The sequence below is a fragment of the Luteimonas sp. J29 genome (assembly GCF_000472505.1).
Lineage (GTDB): Bacteria > Pseudomonadota > Gammaproteobacteria > Xanthomonadales > Xanthomonadaceae > Luteimonas.
Genome location: NZ_AWZR01000005.1, coordinates 131913 through 152588, shown reverse-complemented (window position 1 = coordinate 152588; position 20676 = coordinate 131913). Strand labels below are relative to the sequence as shown.

Annotated in this window: 23 protein-coding genes; 5 read left to right on the top strand and 18 right to left on the bottom strand. The window is 72.5% G+C overall.

The features are described from left to right. Positions 1-8: 8 nt before the first annotated feature. Positions 9-422 carry a hypothetical protein gene (locus LUTJ29_RS0109570; protein WP_027072323.1) on the bottom strand — a complete coding sequence of 138 codons (414 nt, stop codon included), beginning with the start codon at positions 420-422 and terminating at the stop codon, positions 9-11. Between the two features lie 109 nt (positions 423-531). Here LUTJ29_RS0109570 and LUTJ29_RS0109565 point away from each other — a divergent pair, with 109 nt between their 5' ends. Further along, positions 532-1374, top strand: coding sequence for a helix-turn-helix transcriptional regulator (locus tag LUTJ29_RS0109565; protein ID WP_027072322.1), 843 nt, complete (start codon positions 532-534; stop codon positions 1372-1374). On the opposite strand, the gene LUTJ29_RS0109560 is transcribed toward LUTJ29_RS0109565, so the two are convergent. From LUTJ29_RS0109560 to LUTJ29_RS0109520, 9 genes are all read right to left on the bottom strand, one after another. Further along, positions 1359-1754 carry a hypothetical protein gene (locus LUTJ29_RS0109560; RefSeq protein ID WP_027072321.1) on the bottom strand — a complete coding sequence of 132 codons (396 nt, stop codon included), beginning with the start codon at positions 1752-1754 and terminating at the stop codon, positions 1359-1361. The two genes, LUTJ29_RS0109565 and LUTJ29_RS0109560, sit on opposite strands and share 16 nt — an antisense overlap. Next, positions 1751-2509, bottom strand: a complete 759-nt coding sequence (locus LUTJ29_RS0109555; RefSeq protein ID WP_027072320.1) for a sulfurtransferase — start codon at positions 2507-2509, stop codon at positions 1751-1753. Before LUTJ29_RS0109555 ends, LUTJ29_RS0109560 begins: the two co-directional genes overlap by 4 nt. A gap of 82 nt (positions 2510-2591) precedes the next feature. Continuing rightward, complete coding sequence (locus tag LUTJ29_RS0109550) at positions 2592-4148, bottom strand: leucyl aminopeptidase (RefSeq protein ID WP_027072319.1); 1557 nt, start codon at positions 4146-4148, stop codon at positions 2592-2594. A gap of 155 nt (positions 4149-4303) precedes the next feature. Continuing rightward, positions 4304-4669 carry a DUF6164 family protein gene (locus LUTJ29_RS0109545; protein WP_027072318.1) on the bottom strand — a complete coding sequence of 122 codons (366 nt, stop codon included), beginning with the start codon at positions 4667-4669 and terminating at the stop codon, positions 4304-4306. Positions 4670-4704: 35 nt separating this feature from the next. Next, positions 4705-5295 (bottom strand): hypothetical protein, encoded by a 591-nt coding sequence (locus LUTJ29_RS0109540; protein WP_084524837.1) that lies wholly within the window; start codon positions 5293-5295, stop codon positions 4705-4707. A gap of 26 nt (positions 5296-5321) precedes the next feature. Further along, positions 5322-5780: a DMT family transporter gene (locus LUTJ29_RS0109535; protein ID WP_027072316.1), complete on the bottom strand. Its 459-nt coding sequence runs from the start codon at positions 5778-5780 to the stop codon at positions 5322-5324. Between the two features lie 170 nt (positions 5781-5950). After that, positions 5951-7258 carry an MFS transporter gene (locus LUTJ29_RS16985; protein WP_043741011.1) on the bottom strand — a complete coding sequence of 436 codons (1308 nt, stop codon included), beginning with the start codon at positions 7256-7258 and terminating at the stop codon, positions 5951-5953. Positions 7259-7283: 25 nt separating this feature from the next. After that, a complete protein-coding gene (locus LUTJ29_RS0109525; RefSeq protein WP_198012670.1) occupies positions 7284-9323 on the bottom strand; it encodes a S9 family peptidase in 2040 nt (679 codons plus the stop codon). A gap of 67 nt (positions 9324-9390) precedes the next feature. Further along, complete coding sequence (locus LUTJ29_RS0109520) at positions 9391-10095, bottom strand: fused MFS/spermidine synthase (protein WP_027072314.1); 705 nt, start codon at positions 10093-10095, stop codon at positions 9391-9393. Positions 10096-10405: 310 nt separating this feature from the next. Here LUTJ29_RS0109520 and LUTJ29_RS0109515 point away from each other — a divergent pair, with 310 nt between their 5' ends. Both LUTJ29_RS0109515 and LUTJ29_RS0109510 read left to right on the top strand, forming a co-directional pair. Next, complete coding sequence (locus LUTJ29_RS0109515) at positions 10406-11683, top strand: hypothetical protein (protein ID WP_156911557.1); 1278 nt, start codon at positions 10406-10408, stop codon at positions 11681-11683. A gap of 104 nt (positions 11684-11787) precedes the next feature. Next, positions 11788-12894, top strand: a complete 1107-nt coding sequence (locus tag LUTJ29_RS0109510) for a tetratricopeptide repeat protein (protein ID WP_027072312.1) — start codon at positions 11788-11790, stop codon at positions 12892-12894. A 1-nt stretch (position 12895) separates the two neighbouring features. Here the strand turns inward: LUTJ29_RS0109510 and LUTJ29_RS0109505 are convergent, their stop codons facing one another. The 4 genes from LUTJ29_RS0109505 to rlmE all read right to left on the bottom strand — a co-directional run bounded on the left by LUTJ29_RS0109505 (position 12896) and on the right by rlmE (position 16833). After that, positions 12896-13165, bottom strand: coding sequence for a DksA/TraR family C4-type zinc finger protein (locus tag LUTJ29_RS0109505; RefSeq protein ID WP_027072311.1), 270 nt, complete (start codon positions 13163-13165; stop codon positions 12896-12898). Positions 13166-13220: 55 nt separating this feature from the next. Continuing rightward, positions 13221-14120: a dihydropteroate synthase gene (gene folP / locus LUTJ29_RS0109500; protein WP_027072310.1), complete on the bottom strand. Its 900-nt coding sequence runs from the start codon at positions 14118-14120 to the stop codon at positions 13221-13223. A 124-nt stretch (positions 14121-14244) separates the two neighbouring features. Next, positions 14245-16158, bottom strand: coding sequence for an ATP-dependent zinc metalloprotease FtsH (ftsH, locus tag LUTJ29_RS0109495; protein WP_027072309.1), 1914 nt, complete (start codon positions 16156-16158; stop codon positions 14245-14247). Between the two features lie 30 nt (positions 16159-16188). Continuing rightward, positions 16189-16833, bottom strand: a complete 645-nt coding sequence (gene rlmE / locus LUTJ29_RS0109490; protein WP_027072308.1) for a 23S rRNA (uridine(2552)-2'-O)-methyltransferase RlmE — start codon at positions 16831-16833, stop codon at positions 16189-16191. A gap of 140 nt (positions 16834-16973) precedes the next feature. Here rlmE and yhbY point away from each other — a divergent pair, with 140 nt between their 5' ends. Next, positions 16974-17279, top strand: coding sequence for a ribosome assembly RNA-binding protein YhbY (gene yhbY / locus LUTJ29_RS16980; RefSeq protein WP_043741010.1), 306 nt, complete (start codon positions 16974-16976; stop codon positions 17277-17279). A 17-nt stretch (positions 17280-17296) separates the two neighbouring features. Further along, positions 17297-17671, top strand: coding sequence for an Mth938-like domain-containing protein (locus tag LUTJ29_RS0109480; RefSeq protein ID WP_027072515.1), 375 nt, complete (start codon positions 17297-17299; stop codon positions 17669-17671). A gap of 16 nt (positions 17672-17687) precedes the next feature. Here LUTJ29_RS0109480 and LUTJ29_RS0109475 read toward each other — a convergent pair whose 3' ends face one another. Genes LUTJ29_RS0109475 through surE form a run of 4 tightly spaced genes read right to left on the bottom strand, consistent with a single transcriptional unit; the run spans position 17688 to position 20635 of the window. Further along, on the bottom strand, positions 17688-18476 hold the full coding sequence (locus LUTJ29_RS0109475) for a peptidoglycan DD-metalloendopeptidase family protein (protein WP_027072307.1): 789 nt from the start codon (positions 18474-18476) through the stop codon (positions 17688-17690). Positions 18477-18519: 43 nt separating this feature from the next. After that, positions 18520-19170 (bottom strand): exopolysaccharide biosynthesis protein, encoded by a 651-nt coding sequence (locus tag LUTJ29_RS0109470; protein WP_051322890.1) that lies wholly within the window; start codon positions 19168-19170, stop codon positions 18520-18522. Next, on the bottom strand, positions 19170-19853 hold the full coding sequence (locus LUTJ29_RS0109465; protein ID WP_027072305.1) for a protein-L-isoaspartate(D-aspartate) O-methyltransferase: 684 nt from the start codon (positions 19851-19853) through the stop codon (positions 19170-19172). Before LUTJ29_RS0109465 ends, LUTJ29_RS0109470 begins: the two co-directional genes overlap by 1 nt. After that, positions 19853-20635: a 5'/3'-nucleotidase SurE gene (gene surE / locus LUTJ29_RS0109460; protein ID WP_027072304.1), complete on the bottom strand. Its 783-nt coding sequence runs from the start codon at positions 20633-20635 to the stop codon at positions 19853-19855. Before surE ends, LUTJ29_RS0109465 begins: the two co-directional genes overlap by 1 nt. Positions 20636-20676 lie beyond the last annotated feature (41 nt).

Here is a 20676-nt window from a genome sequence, read left to right as displayed (position 1 = left end):
GCACCGCCTCAGGCCGCCGCGGCGCGGCGCGCGGCGCGCAGGCCGAACCAGCCCAGGTCGGCGAACGCCAGCACCACCAGCGCCTGCGCGCCGACGAAGGCGAGGCCCCACGCGCTCGGCTGCCAGGCGCCACCGAAGGCGACCCACGCGCTGGCGGCGACCCAGGCCAGGTTGATCGCGACCACCGCCGCGGTGGCGCCGCGCGGAGGCGTGGGCCGGCGCGACATGGCGAAGACCCACAGCACGAACGGGACCAGCACCAGGCCCGCGCCACGCAGCAGCGCGGCCGGCAGCGCCAGCCAGGGCGCGAGCGCGTCGGCCCCGGCGAGCAGCAGCACCGCGGTCGCGCCGCTGGCGATGGCGTCCACGCGCAGCAGGCGCGGCAGGAAGCGGGGATGGGCGAAGAGGGTACGGACGTTCATGGCCTTGCTCCTGTGGATGGGACGGGGCCATCGTCGCCATCCATGGTCATCGGCGCGATAACCTGCCAGGTAATGCAGGCGGCAAGCCGGCACTGCTAAGGTGCGCCGCATGACCGCCACCAGCCCCCGTCCCGTCGGCGAGCAGCTGCGCGACTGGCGCCAGCGCCGCCACCTGTCCCAGCTCGACCTGGCCATGCTGGCCGACACCTCGACGCGGCACCTGAGCTTCATCGAGACCGGGCGCTCGTTGCCCAGCCGGGCGATGCTGCTGCGCCTCTCGGACCGGCTCGAGGTGCCGTTGCGCGAACGCAATGCGCTGTTCGTCGCCGCCGGCTACGCCCCGGTGTACAGCGAACGCCGGATCGACGACCCGTCCCTGGAGGAAGCACGCAAGGCGATCGCGCTGGTGCTGCGCGGGCACGAGCCCTACCCGGCGCTCGCCGTCGACCGCTACTGGAACCTGCAGGCCGCCAACCGGGCCCTGGCCCCGTTCCTCAAGGGCGTGGCACCGGAACTGCTGGCGCCACCGGTGAACCTGCTGCGGCTGAGCCTGCACCCGGACGGCGTGGCACCGCGCATCGCCAACCTCGGCCAGTGGCGCGCGCACCTGCTGCATCGCCTGCGCCAGCAGATCGAGGCGACCGGCGACGCCAGGCTCGCGGCACTGCACGCCGAACTCGCCGGCTATCCCGCGCCCGACCACGACGATCTCCCGGAGCCCGGGGCGGTGGTGGTGCCGATGCGCATGCGCTCGGAGGTCGGCGAACTGTCCTTCCTCAGCACGACGACCGTGTTCGGTACGCCGGTGGAAGTGACCCTGTCGGAGCTGGCGATCGAATCGTTCTTCCCCGCCGACGAGAAGACCGCGAAGGTGCTGCGCACCACCGGCTTCCTGCGCAGGATGGCGACGCTGCCGTTCCTGCGCCGCGACGCGCCCTACCGGGTCGGCTGATCCGCGGCGCCGGGCACGTCGCCGGGCAGCGGCTCGACCGCATCGGCGTCGACATCTCCCGGAAGCGGCTGCGGGTCGGCCTGTGGCGCGTCGCCCGGCAGCATGCCGCCCACGCGTTCCACCACGCCATCGACCACGCGTTCGGTGGCGATCTTCGCCAGCTCGCCCGGCGCGGCGAGCTCCTCGATGCGGCGGCCGCCGAAGTCCGGACCGAACACGTAGAACAGGTCGGAGACCGTGGGCCAGCCCAGCTGCGGCGCCAGGAACCAGTACGCGCCGACCAGCGCCAGCGCGAACATCAGCATCTTGAGCAGCGCACCCACGAGCTTGTACGCCAGGTACGCGCCGACCAGCAGCAGGACCAGGCCGAGCCAGCTCATGCCGCCTCCGCCTGCGCGGGTGCGCCGTCGACCAGCGGGCGCAGCTGCGGATCCAGCGCCACGCGTGCGTCGAACACGAAGCAGCGGCCCTCATAGCCGGTCCCGCCGACCGCCTCGAAGTAGCCGAGGATGCCGCCCTCGAGCTGCAGCACGTTGTCCATGCCGCTGGCGCGCATCCACAACGCGGCCTTCTCGCAGCGGATGCCGCCGGTGCAGTAGCCCACCACCGTCGCGCCGGCCAGGGCTTCGCGATGCGGTTCGAGCGCGGCCGGCAGGTCGGCGAAGTTGTCGATCGGCAGCCGCACGGCACCGGCGAAGGCGCCGTAGGAGGTTTCCTCGCGGTTGCGGGTGTCCAGCAGCACCACGCGCCGGCCCGCGTCGTCGTGGCCTGCCGCCAGCCAGCGCGCCAGGTCGGCGGGCGCCACCGCGGGCGCACGCCCGCGCAGCGGCGAGGCGTCCTGGCGGCGGAAGCTGATGATCTCGCGCTTGAGCTTGACCTTGAGCCGCGCGAACGGCACCGACCCGCTCCAGCTGTCCTTGACCACCATCGCGGCGAAACGCGGATCGGCGCGCAGCCGCTCCAGGAAACCGCCGACCGCGGCATCCGCGCCGGCGAGGAACAGGTTGATCCCTTCCGGCGCCACCAGCACCGTTCCCCGCAACCCGCCGTCCTCCGCCCAGCCGCGCACGCGCCCGGCCAGCGCCGGTGGATCGGCGACCTCGACGAAATGGTAGGCGGCGATGTTGCGGATCATGGAACGCGGGACGGCGGCCAGGCCGGGCGGAGCGCCCGGCCGGCATTGTAGCGGTCCGTTGCCGCCACGACCGGCGGGACGTTCAGCCGCGCGGCTCGTGGTGGTCGCGGACGAAGCGGTCCAGCAGGCGCACGCCGAAGCCCGTGGCGCCCTCGGGCACGGTCGGCTTCGCGCTGGAGGCCCAGTCCGAGCCGGCGATGTCCAGGTGCGCCCACGGCAGTCCGCGCTCGACCCACTCGCCGATGAAGTACGCGCCCATGCCCGCACCGGGCGAGCCGCCGCCGTTGCGGATGTCGGCGATCGGCGACTTCAGCCGGCTGCCGTAGTCGTCGCGCAGCGGCATCCGCCACAGCTCCTCGCCGCTGGCCTCGCCGGCCGCCAGCAGCTGGGCGGCCAGCGCGTCGTCGCGCGAGAACAGTCCGGCGTAGTCGCCGCCGAGGGCGGCCATGATCGACCCGGTGAGCGTGGCCACGTCGACCACGAGCTTCGGGCGGTCCTGCCGCTGCACGTACCACAGCGCGTCGGTCAGCACCATGCGGCCTTCCGCGTCGGTGCTCATGATCTCGAAGGTCTTGCCCGACGCCGTGCGCACCACGTCGCCCGGGCGCGACGCGCTGCCCGAGGGCATGTTCTCGGCCAGCGCCGCCACCGCCACCGCGTTCACCGGCGCCTTGCGCCCGGCCAGGGCGATGACCGTGGACACCACCGTGGCGGCGCCGGCCATGTCGCCCTTCATCTGCCACATGTTGTTGTTGGACTTGATCGAGATGCCGCCGCTGTCGAAGGTGATGCCCTTGCCGACGAAGGCCAGCGGCGCCTCGCCGCGGGCCCCGCCGTCGTATCGCACCACCAGCAGCCGCGGCGGGCGCACGCTGCCCTGGCCCACGGCCAGCATCGCGCCCATGCCCAGCCGGCGCATCGCCGCCTCGTCCAGCACCTCGATGCGCAGCGGCAACCCCGCGGAGGCGGCGCGCACGCGCGAGACGAATTCCTCCGGCCACAGGGCGTTGGCCGGCTCGGTGGACAGGTCGCGGGCGAAGGCCACGGCGTCGGCCACCGGCTTCCATTGCGCGGTCCAGGCCGCGGCGGCGGCCTCGCCTTCGCGGGTACGGATCGCGAGCACCCCGGCGCCGGCTCCGTCCTCGCCGTCGTCCTCCTGCTTCGAGCGGTACTTGTCGAACCGGTACTGGCCGAGCGCGGCGCCGAAGGCCAGGTGCGCGCCGGCCTCGGCCTCGTCGCCGTCCCAGACCAGGTCGACGCGCGCGGTCCGGCTGCGCGCCGTGGCACGCGCCACGCGTCCGCCGATGTCCTGCATCGCGGTCGGCGCCAGCGGCCCCTTGCCGGTGCCCACCACGAGCAGCCGCTCGTAACCGGCGAAGCCGCGCAGGTCGAGCAGGCTGTCGGACTTGCCGCGGAAGCCTTCGAGTTCCGCCGCGCGGCGCAGCGCCCCGCCGCTGCGCGCATCGACCACGGCGAAGCTGCTCTCGTCCGGCAGGCCTTCGGCCACGGCGATCGCCACCGTGCCCTGCTCCGGTACCGCATGCGGCGCGAACGACAGGCTGCGCCGGGCGAGCGCGGACGATGGGCAGGCCAGGGCCAGGATCAGGGTCAGGACGCACGCAACAACGGATCTGGACATCGGATGCCCCGAAAGAGATGGAGGGAGTTCGCCGGCCCGGTCGCCGATGCACGGGCCACGCCTGCCCGGACCTTACCCCGCCGGTCGCACGCCGGGGCCATGCCGGAAGTCATGCGCGCCCCTGGACGTCGCGTATCCCGTCCGCGGCGCCGCGATCAGCGCCAGATCAGGTATGCCGGCAGCGCCATCAACCCGAGCAGGAGCGCGATCGCCACCAGCACCAGCACGACACGGACCGGCTGCGCCCGCACGACGTCGAGGAACGTCTCGGCCGTGCCGTCGCGCAATGCCTGCTCGCGTTCGGCGCGCGCCCTGCCGGCGCGATCGTGCTGGTAGCGGGCCATCTGCGACTTCGCGGCGGGGAAATCGCCGTCGTCGCGGATCCAGATACCGCCGGCCGAGATCCCGAAAGGCCCCGGACGCGTCTCGTAGTAGTCGATCCGCGCGGCGTCGAGCAGCGCGCGCACGTCGTCGGCCTCGTCGTCGGGCACGTGGCGCAGGTTGAGCAGCAGCTTGGCCATGGCCCGATCATAGCCGGCCGCGGGTGCGCCGGCCGTCAGCGCTTGCCGGTGACGCAGCGGCGCAGGTTGGCGCGGGCCCGGGCATCGAAGCGTGCGTGGAAGAAGTCGCTGAGGAAGATCCGTGGCCGAGCCAGCAGCCCCTTGAGGAAGCGGCGGCGGTTGATCCGGAACACCCAGCCGGGCACGTGGCCGCGGTACTCGGCCGCGATCGCCTGGTCGTAGGCATCGAACACGGCCGGCTCCGCGCCCAGGATGGCCATGTCGCAGTCGAGGAAATGGCAGGTGTCGGCCGCCAGCGGCGAGCCTTCGAAATCCCTGCGCGCCAGTTGGCCGTGGCGTGCCGTCAGTTCGATGAGCGCGGCGACGCGGTCGACATCCACGCCCGCCTCCGGCAGCCAGCGCGCGATCTGCGCACGCGCGAACGCGGCCGATCGCGCCTCGTTGTCCGTGCGCCCGGGTTCGTACACCGCATCGTGGTAAAGCACGGCCAGGCGCACCTCCCATGGCTGGCTCCACCCCGGCCCCGCCGCAACCTCGTCGTAATGGCGCAGCACCTCGCGGACGTGGCCGAAGTGATGGTAGGCGCGCGCGGGCCGCGCATACGCCGCCTCGAGCGCATCCAGCATCCCCTGCGGCAGGTCCGGCGCGTTGCTCACGACTTCCACGGGCGCACCACCAGCGCGGTGCCCACGACGACCAGCAGCGCGCCCGCAAGGCGCGCCAGGTCGACCGGTCGCCGGGCCCCCAGCACGCCGAAATGATCGAGCAGCAGCGCGCCCACCACCTGTCCAAGCACCAGCAGGCAGAACAGCGCCCCCGCGCCGAGCCTCGGGACCAGCACGGTGCCGGCGAGCACCATGCACGCCCCGATCGCGCCGCCGGTCCAGATCCAGGCCGGAAGCGAGCCAAGCGGCTGCGTCGGCACCAGGGGCGAACGCATGGCGAGCAGCGCCGCGCCCAGCAGGCAGGTCCCGACCAGGAACGAGACGAACGCGGCGTACAGCGGACCGTGGGTCAGCGCGCCGAGCCGGGCGTTGATCAGCGCCTGCAGCGGCAGCACGCTGCCGACGGCGATGGCGATCGCGATGCCGAGGAGGGTCCAGGTCTTCACGCAGGGGCCCGTGTCCGGAGGGGCGGACAGTCTATTCCCGTCCTCGCGGCGCCGATCGTGAACGCCGTCGGCGCCTGCCTCCGTCGCGTGCCGCAGCATTGCCCGCGCCCCGGCGTGGCGGCGCGGAGGTAGCGCGCAATCCGCCCCGGTGGCCGCGGCTGAAGCCGCGCCTACGGGCGTTCGCCCGGTGCGTCGCGGCGCACGGTGAGCAGCGCAAGCAGCGTGAGCACGCCCATCGCGGCCAGGTACCAGCCCACCGAGGCCAGCCCGTAGCGCTCGCCCAGCCGGGTGGCGATGTACGGCGCGGGCGAGGCGCCGAGGATGCCGGCGGCGTTGAACGCCAGCGACGCGCCGGTGTAACGCACCGCGGTCGGGAACATCTCGGCCAGGATCGTCCCGCACGGGCCGTAGGTCAGGCCCATCGCGCCGAGCCCCAGGGCGAGGAAGGCGAGCACGCCCCAGTCGCTGCCCGATTCGAGCAGCGGCGCGAAGGCGAAGCCGAACGCGATGATCAGCACCGTCGCGGTGATCATCGCGTTGCGCCGACCGTAGCGGTCGGCGTACAGGGCCGCGAGCGGGATGGTCAGGGCGAAGAAGAGCACGCCCAGCATCTGCAGCATCAGGAAATGCTCGCGCGGATAGCCGAGTTTCGAAGTGCCCCAGCTCAGCGCGAACACCGTCATCAGGTAGAACAGGACGAAGGTCGCGACCAGGGCCACGGTGCCGCTGACCAGAGCCAGGGGATGGTGGCGGACCACCGTGGCCATCGGCAGCCGGACCCGCTCCTCGCGCTCGATCGCGCGCTGGAAGTCCGGGGTCTCGGTGATCCGCAGGCGCACCCACAGGCCCACGGCGACCAGCACCGCGCTGGCCAGGAACGGCACCCGCCAGCCCCACGCCAGGAAGGCCTCGTCGCCCATCCAGTGGGTCAGGGCGAGGAACACGCCGGTCGAGAGCAGGAAGCCGATCGGCGCGCCCAGCTGCGGGAACATGCCGTACCAGGCGCGCTTGCCGGGCGGCGCGTTCTCGGTCGCCAGCAGCACCGCACCGCCCCACTCGCCGCCGAGGCCGACGCCCTGCCCCAGCCGGCACAGGGCCAGCAGCAGCGGTGCGGCGATCCCGACCTGGGCGTAGGTCGGCAGCAGGCCGATCACCACGGTCGAGATGCCCATCGTCAGCAGCGCCGCGACCAGGGTGGCCTTGCGCCCGATCCGGTCGCCGAAATGGCCGAACAGCGCCGATCCGAACGGACGCGCGATGAAGGCCAGGGCGAACGTGGCGAACGACTGCAGCGTGGCCGTGGCCGGGTCGCCCGGCGGGAAGAACAGGTGCGGGAACACCAGCACCGCCGCCGTGGCGTAGATGTAGAAGTCGAAGAACTCGATCGTGGTGCCGACCAGGCTGGCCAGCAGCACGCGGCGCCGGTCGGCGCCGGCGGGCGGGGCGGCGGGCGCGGCCTGCGCCGCCGCCATGCTCATTGCGTTCCCTCCGGCCGCACCGGGCTCACTTCTTCGCGTCCCCGTCCGGCAGCGCGTAGTCGATCGCGTACGGCGGCGGTTCGCCGCCCGGTCCCTTCAGGTAGTGGTCCATCCACTGCATCAGGCGCAGCGAATAGTCGTAGCGCGAGGCCGCGCGGGCGTTGCCGTGGCCCTCGCCCGGGTACAGCACCAGCCGCACCGGGGCCTGCCCGGCCAGCTTCAGGTAGCGGTAGAACATGTACGACTGCATCGGCGGCACGCGCGGATCGGCCTCGCCGTGCAGGATCAGGGTCGGCGTCTTCGACTGCTTCGCGTAGGTGATCGGGCTGGTCTTGCGGAACAGCTCCGGGTCCTCCCACGGCCAGGTGCCCATGTGGACCAGGTACTGCTCCCAGGGGATGTCGCCGGTGGTGACCAGGCTGGCCTGGTCGGAGATGCCCACGAACATCACCGCGGCGGCGAAGCGTTCGCTGTAGTAGGTCGCGCCCCACGCGCTGGCGTAGCCGCCGTAGGAACCGCCGGTGATGCCGACCTTCGATCCGTCCACCAGGCCGGTGGCGATGAGGTGGTCGACACCGTCGACCACGTCGTCGAACTCCTCCATGCCGGGACGGCCGAAGCCCTTCTTCGAGAACTCCACGCCGCGCCCGGTGCTGCTGCGGTAGTTGGGCAGGAACAGCGCGTAGCCGCGCGCGGCGGCGTGGTGCAGCGGCTGCGCGTAGGACGTCAGCCAGCCGTTGGTGTAGTGCGACTCCGGCCCGCCGTGCACGACCACGATCAGCGGCACCCGCTCGTTGCCGCGGCGCTCGAGCGGGTGCACCAGCAGGCCTTCGATCTCCAGTCCGTCGCGGGCCTGGTAGCGGATCACCTCCTGGCGGGCCAGGCGCACGTCGGCCAGCCAGGGATTGCTGTCGGTCAGGCGCCGCGGCGCCGCTTCCCCGGCCGCCAGCAGGAACAGCTCGGACGGATGCTGCGGCGTGCTCGCCAGGAGCGCGATGTCGCCGCCGCGGCTGCGGTCGAAGCTGTTCCACACCGGGCCTTCGGCCGGCAGCAGGGTCTGCTGCGCCCCGCCGTCGAGGCCGACCTCGCCCAGCCGCGCCTGCACGCCCTCGAAGCTGAGGAACTGCACGGTCGACGCGTCGCGCCACTCGACGTCCACCACGTGGCCGGGGAGGCCGGGCAGCAGGTCGCGCCAGGCGCCGCCGTCGCGCCCGGCCACGAACAGGCGGCCCTGCTGCGCGTCGTGCTCGTCCTCGGCCGAAATGAAGGCCAGGTGCGCGCCATCGGGGCTCCACGCCAGGTCGCTGACCTTGCCGGGATTCTCGACCTTGCCGAGCACGCGGCCCTCGGGCGACACGATCCGCACCCGGGTGAAGACCAGCGTGTCGTCGGTCAGCTGGCGGGGCGCGACGAGCAGCGCGAGGCGGTCGCCCGCCGGGCTCCAGCGCACCGACTGCACGCTGCCTTCCACTTCCACCAGCCGCGGCGCGGCGCCCTCGCCGGTGCCGGCGATCCACAGCTGCACCGGGCGCCAGTCCTCTTCGTAGACCTTCTGGCTGAAGCCCTTCTTCCTGAGCGCCTTGAGCTCGTCGCTCTCCGGCTGCGGCGCCAGCAACGCCACCTGGTTGCCGTCCGCCGACAGGCTGAACCCGCGGATGTCGGACTTGAGGGTGGCGACGACCGACGACTCGCCGCCGTCGACCGGGATCCGGTACAGGCTGCGCGCCTCGTCGCCCTGGCGCTTGGCGAGGTAGTAGAGGGAGCGGCCGTCCGGCGCCCAGGCCAGGCCACCGACATTGACCTTGCCGGTGACGTAGCCACGGCTGGCGCCGTCGCGCGAGGCCACGTGCAGCTCGCCCCACGCCGGCCCGTCGTCGTCCACCCCGATCCGGCGCGGCACCGACAGGACGTAGGCGATGCGGCTGCCGTCCGGACTGATCGTCGCCTGGCTCACCGCGCGCAGCGTCGCCAGCTGTTCCAGCGTCATGCCGCCGTTGGCGGCCAGCACCGGCAGGGCGAACAGGAGCAGCAGCAGGCCCACGGCCCGCAGCATCGAATGGCGCATCATCGAACCCCTTGCAGACATGAAGCGGGAACTTTCGCCGCCCCGCGGCACGATGGCAAGCGCCGGCTCAGCGCGCGTTCCAGGCCGCCGCGACGCGGCGCAGGGTGTCGGCAAGCTGCCGGGCCGCCCCGCGCGGGATCTCCGCGAGTCGGGCCGCCAGGTCGATGCGCCCACCGGGGAACGGGTCCCCGTCCCAGGCAAAGGCGACGCGGTTGCTCTGGCGCGCCTCCTCCAGCAGCCAGACCCGGTCGCGGCCGAACGCGCGCGCCAGCCTGGCCATGTGGGCATCGGCATCGGTCGCATACAGGTTGCTCGCGAACACGCCGCCGGGCGCCAGCGCGCGCCGGCAATCATCGTAGAACGACTGGCTCGACAGCGCGGCCGGGATGCCGGTGAGGTCGTAGCCGTCGACCAGCAGGATGTCGAAGCGACCGGCGAAGTCGCGCACGAAATGCGCGCCATCGGCCAGGTGCACGCGCAGCCGCGCATCGTCGTCGGGCACCCGGAACCGGCGCCGCAGGGCCACCACGTGCGGATTGATCTCGGCCACCTCGACCCGGGCATCGGACAGGTGGCGGTGGCAGAACTTCACCTGCGAGCCGCCGCCCAGGCCGACCATCCCGATCAGCGCCGGTCGCGGCTGCCACAGCAGGCTGGCCATCATGGTCCGGGTGTAGTCGACGGCGAGCTGTCCCGGGCGGAAGGTACGCATCCGGCTCTGGGACACGCCACCCTCGAACTGCAGGTCGGTATAGCGCCAGCCCAGGCGCACGACCGGACGCGGATGCGCCCCGGCTCCGTCCCCCCGCGGCCCGTCGCCCGCCGGACCGCCGCCTGCCTTGCCACCTGTGCCCACCCTGGCTCCACGTGATCGACCGGGCGGGAAGACTACCGCGAAGCGCCCCCACGCACGGCGGCAGGCCGCGTTGACGCGCGCGGCCGCCGCGCCGGTGCGGGCATTCAGTCCCGCGGCGCGCGTCCGTCCGGAGCCTGAACCGCTGCGGCCGGCCTCAGAACCGGTTCATGCCGGCTGCCCCAACACTGTGCCCACGCCGGCGCGGTCCGTCGGCAGGGGCCGCGCCATGAACCAGTCTCTTTCCCGCGCATTCCGCCTCGCCGTCGCACTCGCGATCGCCGTGGCCACCCTCCCCGCCCTCGCCCAGGAGCGCGGTCGCGGCGGTCGCGACGCCCGCCCGGACGAACGCAGCCAGCCGCGCAAGGTCGAAACCACGCGCCGCGACGGCGACGATGCCGAGCGTCGGCGCGCCGCCACACCCGAGCGCAGCGCGCAGCGACCGCAGCGCGCCGGGCCCGCGCAACGCCCCCCGCAGGCGCAGGGCCAGGCCGGTCCGCGCCGCAACGCGGCCAACCGCGGGCAGGCAGCGGAACGTCCCGCCGCTCCCGCCAGCCGCCCCGCCACGGTCGTGCAGCGCCAGGGCGCCACCCGCCGCGAGGAGCCGCGCCGGGATGCGCGAGTGCGCGTCCAGTCCGGACCCGACACGTCCACCCCGACCGCCGCGCGTCCGCCGGCGCAGGCCGCCGCACGCGAATCGCGCCAGGCACCGCGTCCCGCGGGCCGGACCCCGACGACCGCGCCCCGGCAGGCCGCCGGCAACGCGCCGCCGCGCCAGCGCGTGGAGCGGCCCGCGCAGTCGCGTCCGCAGCCCGCCGGCCCGCAGCCCGCCCGCGTCCAGCGCCGCGACGACCGGGAAGTCGGCCGGCGCCAGGCGCAGGACCGCGGCCGCATCGAGCGCGCTCGGGCGCAGGCCCGCATCGAGGCCGAACGCCGGCGCGCGGAACAGTTCCACCGCGAGCGCGAACGCCAGCGCCAGCTGGCCGAACGCCGCGGCGCCGAGCGCGCGCGCGCACTGCAGCAGCAGCGACGCATGGCCCAGTACCGCTACGAGCGCGAGTACCAGGCCCGCCTGCGCGAGCAGGAGCGTCGCTGGCGCGGCACCCGCTGGAACTACGACCGCGACCCGTACTACTGGACGCCGGCCAGCTACCGCTATTCCTACGGCGGCCGCTGGTACGAGACCAACCGCTACGGCGCCGAACTGATGCGCGAGGCCGTGCAGCGCGGCTACCGGGAGGGCCTCCACGCGGGGCGGGCCGACCGCCAGGACGGCTGGCGCTATGACGTGCGCGGCAGCTACGGCTACCGCGACGCAAGCTACGGCTACCACGGCCACTACATCAGCTACGACCAGTACGCGTATTACTTCCGCCAGGGTTTCGAGCGCGGCTACGAGGACGGCTACCACGGCAGCCACCGCCACGGCGGCCGCGACGCACGTGGCGAACTGACGGTGCTGGCAGTGGTACTGGCGACGATCCTGGGCCTGCAGGCGCTGAACTGACGCGGGGCCGCCAGGCCCCGACCGGATCTTCCGCGGTGCAGCATGGCGTACGCCGGGCCCGGGCGTAGACTGGGTCCGGCTGCCACGCGCTGGAGGAGGCCGCCATGAACGCCTGGCTGCTCGCGGCCGCACTGGCCGCATCGCCTGCTCCGCAGGAAGCGATGCCGCTTGCGCCGCCCGCCATCGAAGTCCCGGCCGTCGAGGCGTCGCTGCCGTCGCCCGACGAGGTGATGGCACTGCCGCCCGCGCTGCTCGATGCGCTCAAGACCCGGGTCATCGACCGCACGCCACGTGGCATGGGCCGGCTCGAGCGCCTGGTCGCATTCCTGCACGACCCGGACGGACTCGGCATCCAGTACCGCCACGACGCCGACTACACCGTCGCCGAGGTCTGGGAGAAGCGCCAGGCCAACTGCCTGTCGTTCACCCTGCTCACGATCGCGCTGGCGCGCGCGGCCGGATTCGAGGCCTACCCGCAGGAGATCGCGCGCACCCTGTCCTGGTACTCCGACGGCGAGACGCTGTACTTCAGCAACCACGTCAATGCCGGGGTCCGCATAGGTCCCCACGAATACACGGTCGATGTGGCCAGCGACAGCGTGCTGAGCCGCGACCCGCCCAAGCGCGTGGACGATTCCCGCCTGCTGGCCGTGTACTACAGCAACCGCGCGGCAGGGCTGCTGGCCCAGGGACGCCATGCGGACGCCGCCCGCTTCATCGATGCCGCGCTCGCCGCCGATCCGCGCTATCCCTCGGCCTGGAACAACGCCGGCGTGCTGCGCCTGCGCCAGGGCAGGTCCGACGAGGCCGAGCGGGCATTCCGGCGGGCGCTTGAGCTGGACCGCACCCACGACGGCACGCTGATGAACATGGCGGCGTTGTACGCATCGCGTGGCGAGCACGCCACGGCCGAGATCTACACCCGGCGGCTCGAGCGGCTGCGCCAGCGCAATCCCTACCATGCGTTCATGCAGGCGGTCGAGGCCGAGCGCCGCGACGACTACGCCGCCGCGGCGCGCCACTACCGGCGCGCGATCGGCATGTACGAAGAGGACCACCGCTTCCACTACGGCCTCGCCCGCGCCCTCCTGCACATGGGCGACGCCGAATCGGCCGGCCGCGAGCTGCGGCGCGCGCGCGACCTGAGCAGCGGCCAGATGCAGGCCAACTACACGGCCAAGCTCGACCTGCTGCGCCGCAAGGGCCTGTAGTTCAGCGCAGCTGGCTGTCCTTGCTGCCGCGGCGGTTGTAGCCGCTGTGCGACTGCTGCTCCCCGCGCTCCTCGGCCTCCTGGCAGCGGACGCACAGGCGCACGCCCGGCATCGCCTTGCGCCGCGCCTCGGGGATCGGCGCGTCGCATTCCTCGCAATGCTCCAGGCCGGGGCCCTGCGGCAGCTGGCTGCGGGCGCGCTCGATCGCGTCCTTCACCGTCGCCTCGATCTGGTCGTGCACCGCGCCGTCGCCTGCCCAGCCCGTTGCCATGGCGTCCTCCGTCGAACCAATGCAATCGATGCGGCCTGTTTACCGCATCCGGTGTTCAGATCCCGTCCGGCCAGCTGATCGCCGGCGCGCCGGGATCGCGGCGCGGCTCGGGAACTTCCGCCACCGCCTGCCAGACCTTGAGCGCATCGACGGTCGCGGCCACGTCGTGGACGCGCACGATGCCGGCCCCGCGCTGGGCCGCGACCAGGTGGGCGGCGACCGAGCCGTGCAGCCGGTCGCGCGGTTCCCCGCGACCGGTGAGTTCGCCGATCGTGCGCTTGCGCGACAGCCCGGCGAGCACCGGCACGCCCAGTTCGGTGAAGCGTTCCAGGCGCGCCAGCAGCTGCAGGTTGTGCGCGGTGGTCTTGCCGAACCCGAAACCCGGGTCGACCAGGATCCGCCTCTTCGGGATCCCGGCCATCTCGGCCGCGAAGATCCGCTCGGCCAGGAACCGGTGCACGTCGGCGACCACATCGTCGTACACCGGCGCGTCCTGCATCGTGCGCGGCTCGCCGAGCATGTGCATCAGCACTACCGGCACTCCCAGCTCCGCGGCCGCGTCGAGGGCACCCTCGTGGCGCAGCGCATACACGTCGTTGATCATGCCGGCGCCGGCGGCCACCGCGGCGCGCATGACCTGCGGACGGTAGGTGTCGACGCTCACCGGCACCGTGGTCGCGCGCGCCAGCGCTTCCACCACGGGCACGACCCGGCGCAGTTCCTCCTCCACGGGCACGGCCTCGGCGCCGGGCCGGGTCGACTCCCCGCCCACGTCGAGGATGTCCGCGCCCTCCTCGACCAGCCGCAGCCCGTGGGCGACGGCCGCGTCCGGATCGAAGTGCTCTCCGCCGTCGGAGAACGAATCCGGGGTGACGTTGACGATGCCCATCACCCGGGTGCGGTCGAGCCGGAGGACACGGCCTGCGCAATCGAGCTGGGGAGCGGTGTCGAACATGGGTCGGTAGGCCGATGGAGGTGCGTGGCGTAATCGTGCCGCTGGCGCGGCGCCGGTGCAAAGAGAAACGGCACCGGGGTCGCCGGCGCCGTCCTTCCTTGCCCGTGCGCGGACGCGAGCCGGATCAGGTCTGCTCGGCCGGGCCGCCGATCGGGGGCAGCGGGCGCGCGCCGCCATCTCCGCCCTTGCCGCCGCCCTTGCCGGATTCCACCCAGCCCATCGGCGGCGGCGGTTCGCGGCCCTCCATGATGGCGTCGATCTGCGGCACGTCGATGGTCTCGTACTCCAGCAGCGCCTTGGCCATGGCGTGCAGCTTGTCCATGTTGGCGGTGAGGATCTCGCGGGTGCGCGCATAGGCCTTGTCGAGGATGCCGCGCACGACCTCGTCGATCCGCCGCGCGGTGTCGTCGGACACGTTCTTGTGCTGGGTGACCGAGCGGCCGAGGAACACCTCGTCCTCGTCCTCGCTGTAGGCGATCGGCCCCATCTCGTCGGACAGGCCCCACTTGGTGACCATGTTGCGCGCCATCTTGGTCGCGCGTTCGATGTCGTTGGAGGCGCCGGTGGTGACCTTGTCCGGCCCGAACACCAGCTCCTCGGCCACCCGGCCGCCGTACAGCGAGCACAGCTGCGACTCGATCGCGGTGCGGTTGTAGGAATACTTGTCGCCCTCGGGCAGGTACATGGTCACGCCCAGCGCGCGGCCGCGCGGGATGATGGTGACCTTGTAGACCGGGTCGTGTTCGGGCACCAGGCGCCCGACGATGGCGTGGCCGGCCTCATGGTAGGCGGTGAGGGTCTTCTCCTCCTCGCTCATCGCCATCGAGCGGCGCTCGGCGCCCATCAGGATCTTGTCGCGGGCCTGGTCGAAGTGGTCCATGCGGACCTCCTTCGCGTTCTCGCGCGCGGCGAACAGCGCGGCCTCGTTGACCAGGTTGGCCAGGTCGGCGCCGGAGAAGCCGGGCGTGCCGCGGGCGATCACCATCGGCTCCACGTTCTCGGCCAGCGGCACCTTGCGCATGTGCACGCGCAGGATCTGTTCCCGGCCCTTCACGTCCGGCAGCCCGACCACCACCTGGCGGTCGAAGCGGCCCGGGCGCAGCAGCGCCGGGTCGAGCACGTCGGGACGGTTGGTCGCGGCGATCACGATCACGCCCTCGCCGCCCTCGAAGCCGTCCATCTCCACCAGCAGCTGGTTGAGGGTCTGCTCGCGCTCGTCGTGGCCGCCGCCCAGCCCGGCGCCGCGATGGCGGCCGACCGCGTCGATCTCGTCGATGAAGATGATGCAGGGCGCGTGCTTCTTGGCCTGCTCGAACATGTCGCGCACGCGGCTGGCGCCGACGCCCACGAACATCTCCACGAAGTCCGAGCCGGAGATCGAGAAGAACGGCACCTTGGCCTCGCCGGCGATGGCCTTGGCGAGCAGGGTCTTGCCGGTGCCCGGCGGACCGACCATCAGCACGCCGCGCGGGATCTTGCCGCCCAGGCGCTGGAACTTGGACGGGTCGCGCAGGAACTCGACCAGCTCGGCGACCTCCTCCTTGGCCTCGTCGCAGCCGGCGACGTCGGCGAAGGTGACCTTGGTCTGGTCCTCGCTCAGCATCTTGGCGCGCGACTTGCCGAACGACATCGCGCCCTTGCCGCCGCCCTGCTGCATCTGCCGCATCATGAAGAACCAGAAGCCGATGATCAGCGCCACCGGCAACAGGTTGATCAGGATGTACACCAGCGACGGCCCGCTCGACGGCGGCGCGGCCTGGATGTCGACCTTGTGGTTGATCAGGTCGTTCATCATGCCTTCGTCGCGCCGCGGGGCGATCACGGTGCCGGTCTCGCCACCCTTGGTGACGAACTCGATGGTCTTCTCGTCCTCGGCGATCTTCACCGACCGGATCTGGTCGCGCCGGACCTGCTCGATGAACTGCGAGTAGCGCACTTCGCTGGTCGCGCCGGTGCCGGGGCTGAAGCTGTTGAAGACCAGCATCAGCACGACGGCCACCATGGCCCACAGCAGGAGGTTTTTCACCAGGTCGTTCATCGGTTCTTCCGGTCTTCCAATGGGGCCATGCTACTTGATTGCCGCCAGCTTGCCCTGGGCGAGGGCATAGACTTCCGGCGAGCGCCGGCGCGAGGCCGCGGGCTTGCGGATCGCGACCCTGGCGTAGCGCCGGCGCAGGTCGCGCACGTACCCGTCGAACCCCACGCCCTGGAACAGCTTGATCAGGAACGCCCCGCCGGGCCGCAGATGGCGGTCGGCGAAGTCCATCGCAAGCTCTGCCAGGTGCATGGCGCGCGGCTGGTCGACCGCTTCCACACCGCTCTTGTTGGGGGCCATGTCGGACAACACAAGGTCCACGGACTGGCCCCCCAGCATCGTCTCAAGGCTGGATAAGACCGCATCCTCCCTGAAATCGCCATGAAGGAACTCGACCCCGGCCAGCGGCGGCATGTCCAAAATGTCCAGCGCCAGCACCCGGCCCGGCCGCGCCGGGTCGAGCCGGTGGAGCTCCTGCCGCACCCACTGCGACCAGCCTCCGGGCGCCGCCCCCAGGTCCACGACCACCATCCCGGGCTTGAGCAGCCGGTCGCGCGCCACCAGCTCCTCGAGCTTGTAGGCCGCGCGCGAGCGCATGCCCTCGGCCTGGGCCTTCTTCACGTAGGGGTCGGAGAAATGTTCCTTCAGCCAGCGATGGCTGCTCTTGCTGCGGGCCACGGCCTGCTCCGTCTCGTCGCCGGCGAGGGTGCGGCCGGGACGGGGGTCCGGGCTGGGCGGGTCGCCAGGCGCGGCCCCGGGAAGGGACTGCGGTCGCCATGATACCCTGCCCGGCCCGTCCCCCGTGCCGCCGCCCGCCGATGCCGATCGCCCTCACGCCCGCCCAGACCCGATTCCTGAGAGGCCAGGCGCACGACCTCCGGGCGATGCTGCAGGTGGGCGGCAAGGGCGTGACCGACGCGCTGCTGGCCGAGCTCGACGGCGCCCTGGAGCACCACGAACTGGTCAAGGTCAAGGTCGCCGCCGAGGACCGCGACGCCCGCGACCGCCTGGTCGAGGAGATCGCCGGACGCACCGGCGCGGCCCTGGTGCAGCGCATCGGCCACGTCGCGGTCCTGTACCGGCCGTCGAAGGACAAGCGCCAGATCGTCCTGCCGCGCGCCTGAGGGCCGGGGCACCGACCATGCAGCTGATCCAGGAACGGCCCGACTTCGATTTCTTCATGCGCGGCGCGGACGGCGTCAGCGCGCTGGTGAACGAACGCCGGCTGGAGCGCAGCTTCATCATCGCCCCGGACCGCCTGGTCGAGGACTGGCCCGTGCGCGACGTGCGCACCCTGGCGGTGGCCGAGCTGGAGGCGCTGTTCGCGCTGGGCCCGGAACTGATCCTGCTCGGCTGCGGCGCCACCCAGGCCTTTCCGCCGGCCGCGACCATGGCCGCCAGCCTCGCGCGCGGCGTCGGCCTGGAATCGATGACCAACGCCGCCGCCGCCCGCACCTACAACGTGCTCGCCAGTGAAGGCCGGCGGGTCGTCGCCGGCTTCATCCTCGCCGGCTGAGGCCTGCGCTCCCCGCTCAGCGGCGCGGCAGGTACTGCAGCGGGTCGACCGGCTTGCCGTTGTAGCGAATCTCGAAATGGAGCATGTCGCGTGCCGCGCCCGTGCTGCCCATTTCCGCGATCTGCTGCCCGGCCTTGACCCGCGCACCCTCGCTCACCAGCCGGGTGCGGTTGTGGCCGTAGGCCGAGAGCCACTGCTCGTCGTGCTTGACGATCACAAGTTCGCCGTAGCCCACCAGGCCCGAACCCGAATACACCACCACCCCGTCCGCGGCGGCGCGCACCGGCTGGCCGCTGCGGCCGACGATGTCGATGCCCTGGCGGGTGGGATCTCCCGCCGCGAAACGCGCGGCCACCTGGCCGTCGGTGGGCCAGCGCCAGGCCACGCTGCTGGTGGCCGGCGGCGGCTGCGTGGGCTGCGGCGGCGCCTGCGTCGGACGCACCGGCGGCCGCTGGGTCCCGGACGCCGCGGGCCGGCTCGCGGTGGCGGTGCCGCCGCCACGCGCCCCGCCCTGGCGGGGGTAAAGCAGCAGCCGCTGGCCCGGATAGATCGTGTACGGCGGCGCGATCCCGTTCCACAGCGCAAGGTCCATCGGACTGATGCCGTTGTTCACCGCGATCCGGTAGAGCGTGTCGCCACGCTTGACCACCACGCTCGCGCCCGGCTTCGGTGTCGAGACCTTCGGCGGACCACCGCCGGCGGGCGTGGTCCGCACCACCTTGCTGCTGCAGGCGGCCAGCGCCAGCGCGAGCATGGCCAGGCCTGCCAGCAGGGCGATCGTGTACGGGCGCGGTCGCTTGCTCATCTGTGGGTGTCGTCCTTCCGGTCCGGCTCCGGGGGCGCGGGCATCATCCCGCAACGCGCTTGAACAGTTCCTGCGCCACAAAGCCGCCACCGCCGATCAGTACGCTGAAGTAGACCACGGTGCCGATGTTGGCCAGGTGACCGAGCAGCACCGCCCCGCCGTCGCGCTGGATGAAGCCGATCGCATAGGCCAGCAAGGCCAGCGCCGGGATCGTGTTGCTGAAGGGCACGAAGCCGAACGGCGCCATCAGCAGCAGCGCGGCGAGGATGAAAGCGAGGCTGTTGACGGTGTCCTGGGCCCGGCCGTCGACCAGGACGGAGAGCCGGTGCGGCCGGCTCAGCTTCTCGAACCGGTGTACCCAGCGCAGTCCACCGGCGAGCGCCGGGCGCAGGCGCCCCGAGGGCAGCCGCCGGTTGCGCACCTTGCCGGGCAGCCACAGCTGGCGCCGCAGCAGGCGGCTCACGCCGACCAGCAGGATCGCCGCGCCGAACACCGTGCTCACGCCCGGGATCGAGACCGGGATCAGGAACACCAGGGTCAGCAGGATGGTCACCAGCAGCAGGCCTTCGTCGCCGAACAGGTCGAGCAGCTCGCCGACGCTCACGTAGTCGGGGGGCATGCGTTCGATCATCCCCTCGATCTGCGTGCCGAGGCTCTGTCCTTCCCCGACCGGGGACGCCGCACGCGCCGCCATCAGTCGATGGTGCCCGAGAGCAGCGGTACGAACACCACCGGGCCGAGGTCGCGCTGCGAAATCGAACCGTCCTGTTCCCTGCGCAGCATCAGCAGCTGCTGCGCGCCCGACGCGCCGACCGGGGCGACCAGGATGCCGCCCGGCGCCAGCTGCGCGGTGAGGGCGTCGACCAGCGCCGGCGCGCCCGCGGTGACCAGGATGCCGTCGTACGGGCCGTTCTCCGGCCAGCCGATGCGGCCGTCGTCGTGGCGGCTGCGCACGTTGAGCCCGAGCGAACGGAAGCGCTTGCGCGCCACGCGCAGCAGGTCGCCGATGCGCTCGACGGTGTGGACCTCCAGCCCCAGCGCGGCCAGCACCGTGGCCTGGTAGCCCGACCCGGTCCCCACCTCGAGCACCTTGCGCGGGGCGTGGCCGTCGGTGAACAGCGCCTCGGTCATGCGCGCCACCACCCACGGCTGCGAGATGGTCTGGCCGTGGCCGATCGGCAGCGCGGTGTCCTCGTAGGCGCGCGTGGCCAGGGCCTCGTCCACGAACAGGTGGCGCGGCACGGTGCGGATCGCGTTGAGCACGCGTTCGTCGCGGATGCCGTTGGCGCGCAGGCGCTCGATCAGGCGGTCGCGCACGCGTTGGGAGGTCATCCCGACGCCGATCGCCTCGGGCTGCAGGCGCAGGCGCGGCGTCATCACGGCGCGGCCTCCCTCAGCTCCGCGGCCAGCCCGCCGACCCAGCTCGACACCTGCTCGAGCGCCTGGTAGCGGGTGAGGTCGACGTGGATCGGGGTGATCGAGATGTGGCCGAAGCGCACGGCGTGGAAGTCGGTGCCGGGACCTGCGTCCATCTCCGGGCCGGCCGCGCCGATCCACCACCAGGTGCGGCCGCGCGGGTCGTCCTGGCGGGTGCAGGGCTCGGCGCGGTGGCGGTTGCCCAGGCGCGTGACCTCGAACCCGGCGATGTCGCTCCAGGCGCGGTCGGGCACGTTGACGTTGAGGATCGTGTCGGCCGGCAGCGGATCGGCCTTGAGCCGCTCCACGATCTCCACCGCGGCGCGCGCGGCCGTCTCGTAGTAGCGGCCGTCGTGGTTGACCGTCGCCAGCGACATCGCGATCGCCGGCAGGCCGAGGAAACGCCCCTCCATCGCCGCGGCGACGGTGCCCGAATAGATGACGTCGTCGCCGAGGTTGGCGGTGTTGTTGATGCCGGAGACGACGATGTCCGGCTCCACGTCGAACATGCCGGTGATGGCGACGTGGACGCAGTCGGTGGGCGTGCCGAACACGCGCCAGACCTTCGACTCGATCTGTTCCACCCGCAGCGGCATGTCCAGGGTCAGCGAGTTGCTGGCGCCGGAGCGGTCGCGGTCCGGGGCGACGATCAGGACCTCATGGCCGGCATCGCGCAGGCCCTGCGCGAGGATGCGGATGCCGGGGGCATCGACGCCGTCATCGTTGCTGACCAGTACGCGCATGAACCTTCCGGGACCACCCTCGCTGCCGATGCCGTGGCCCC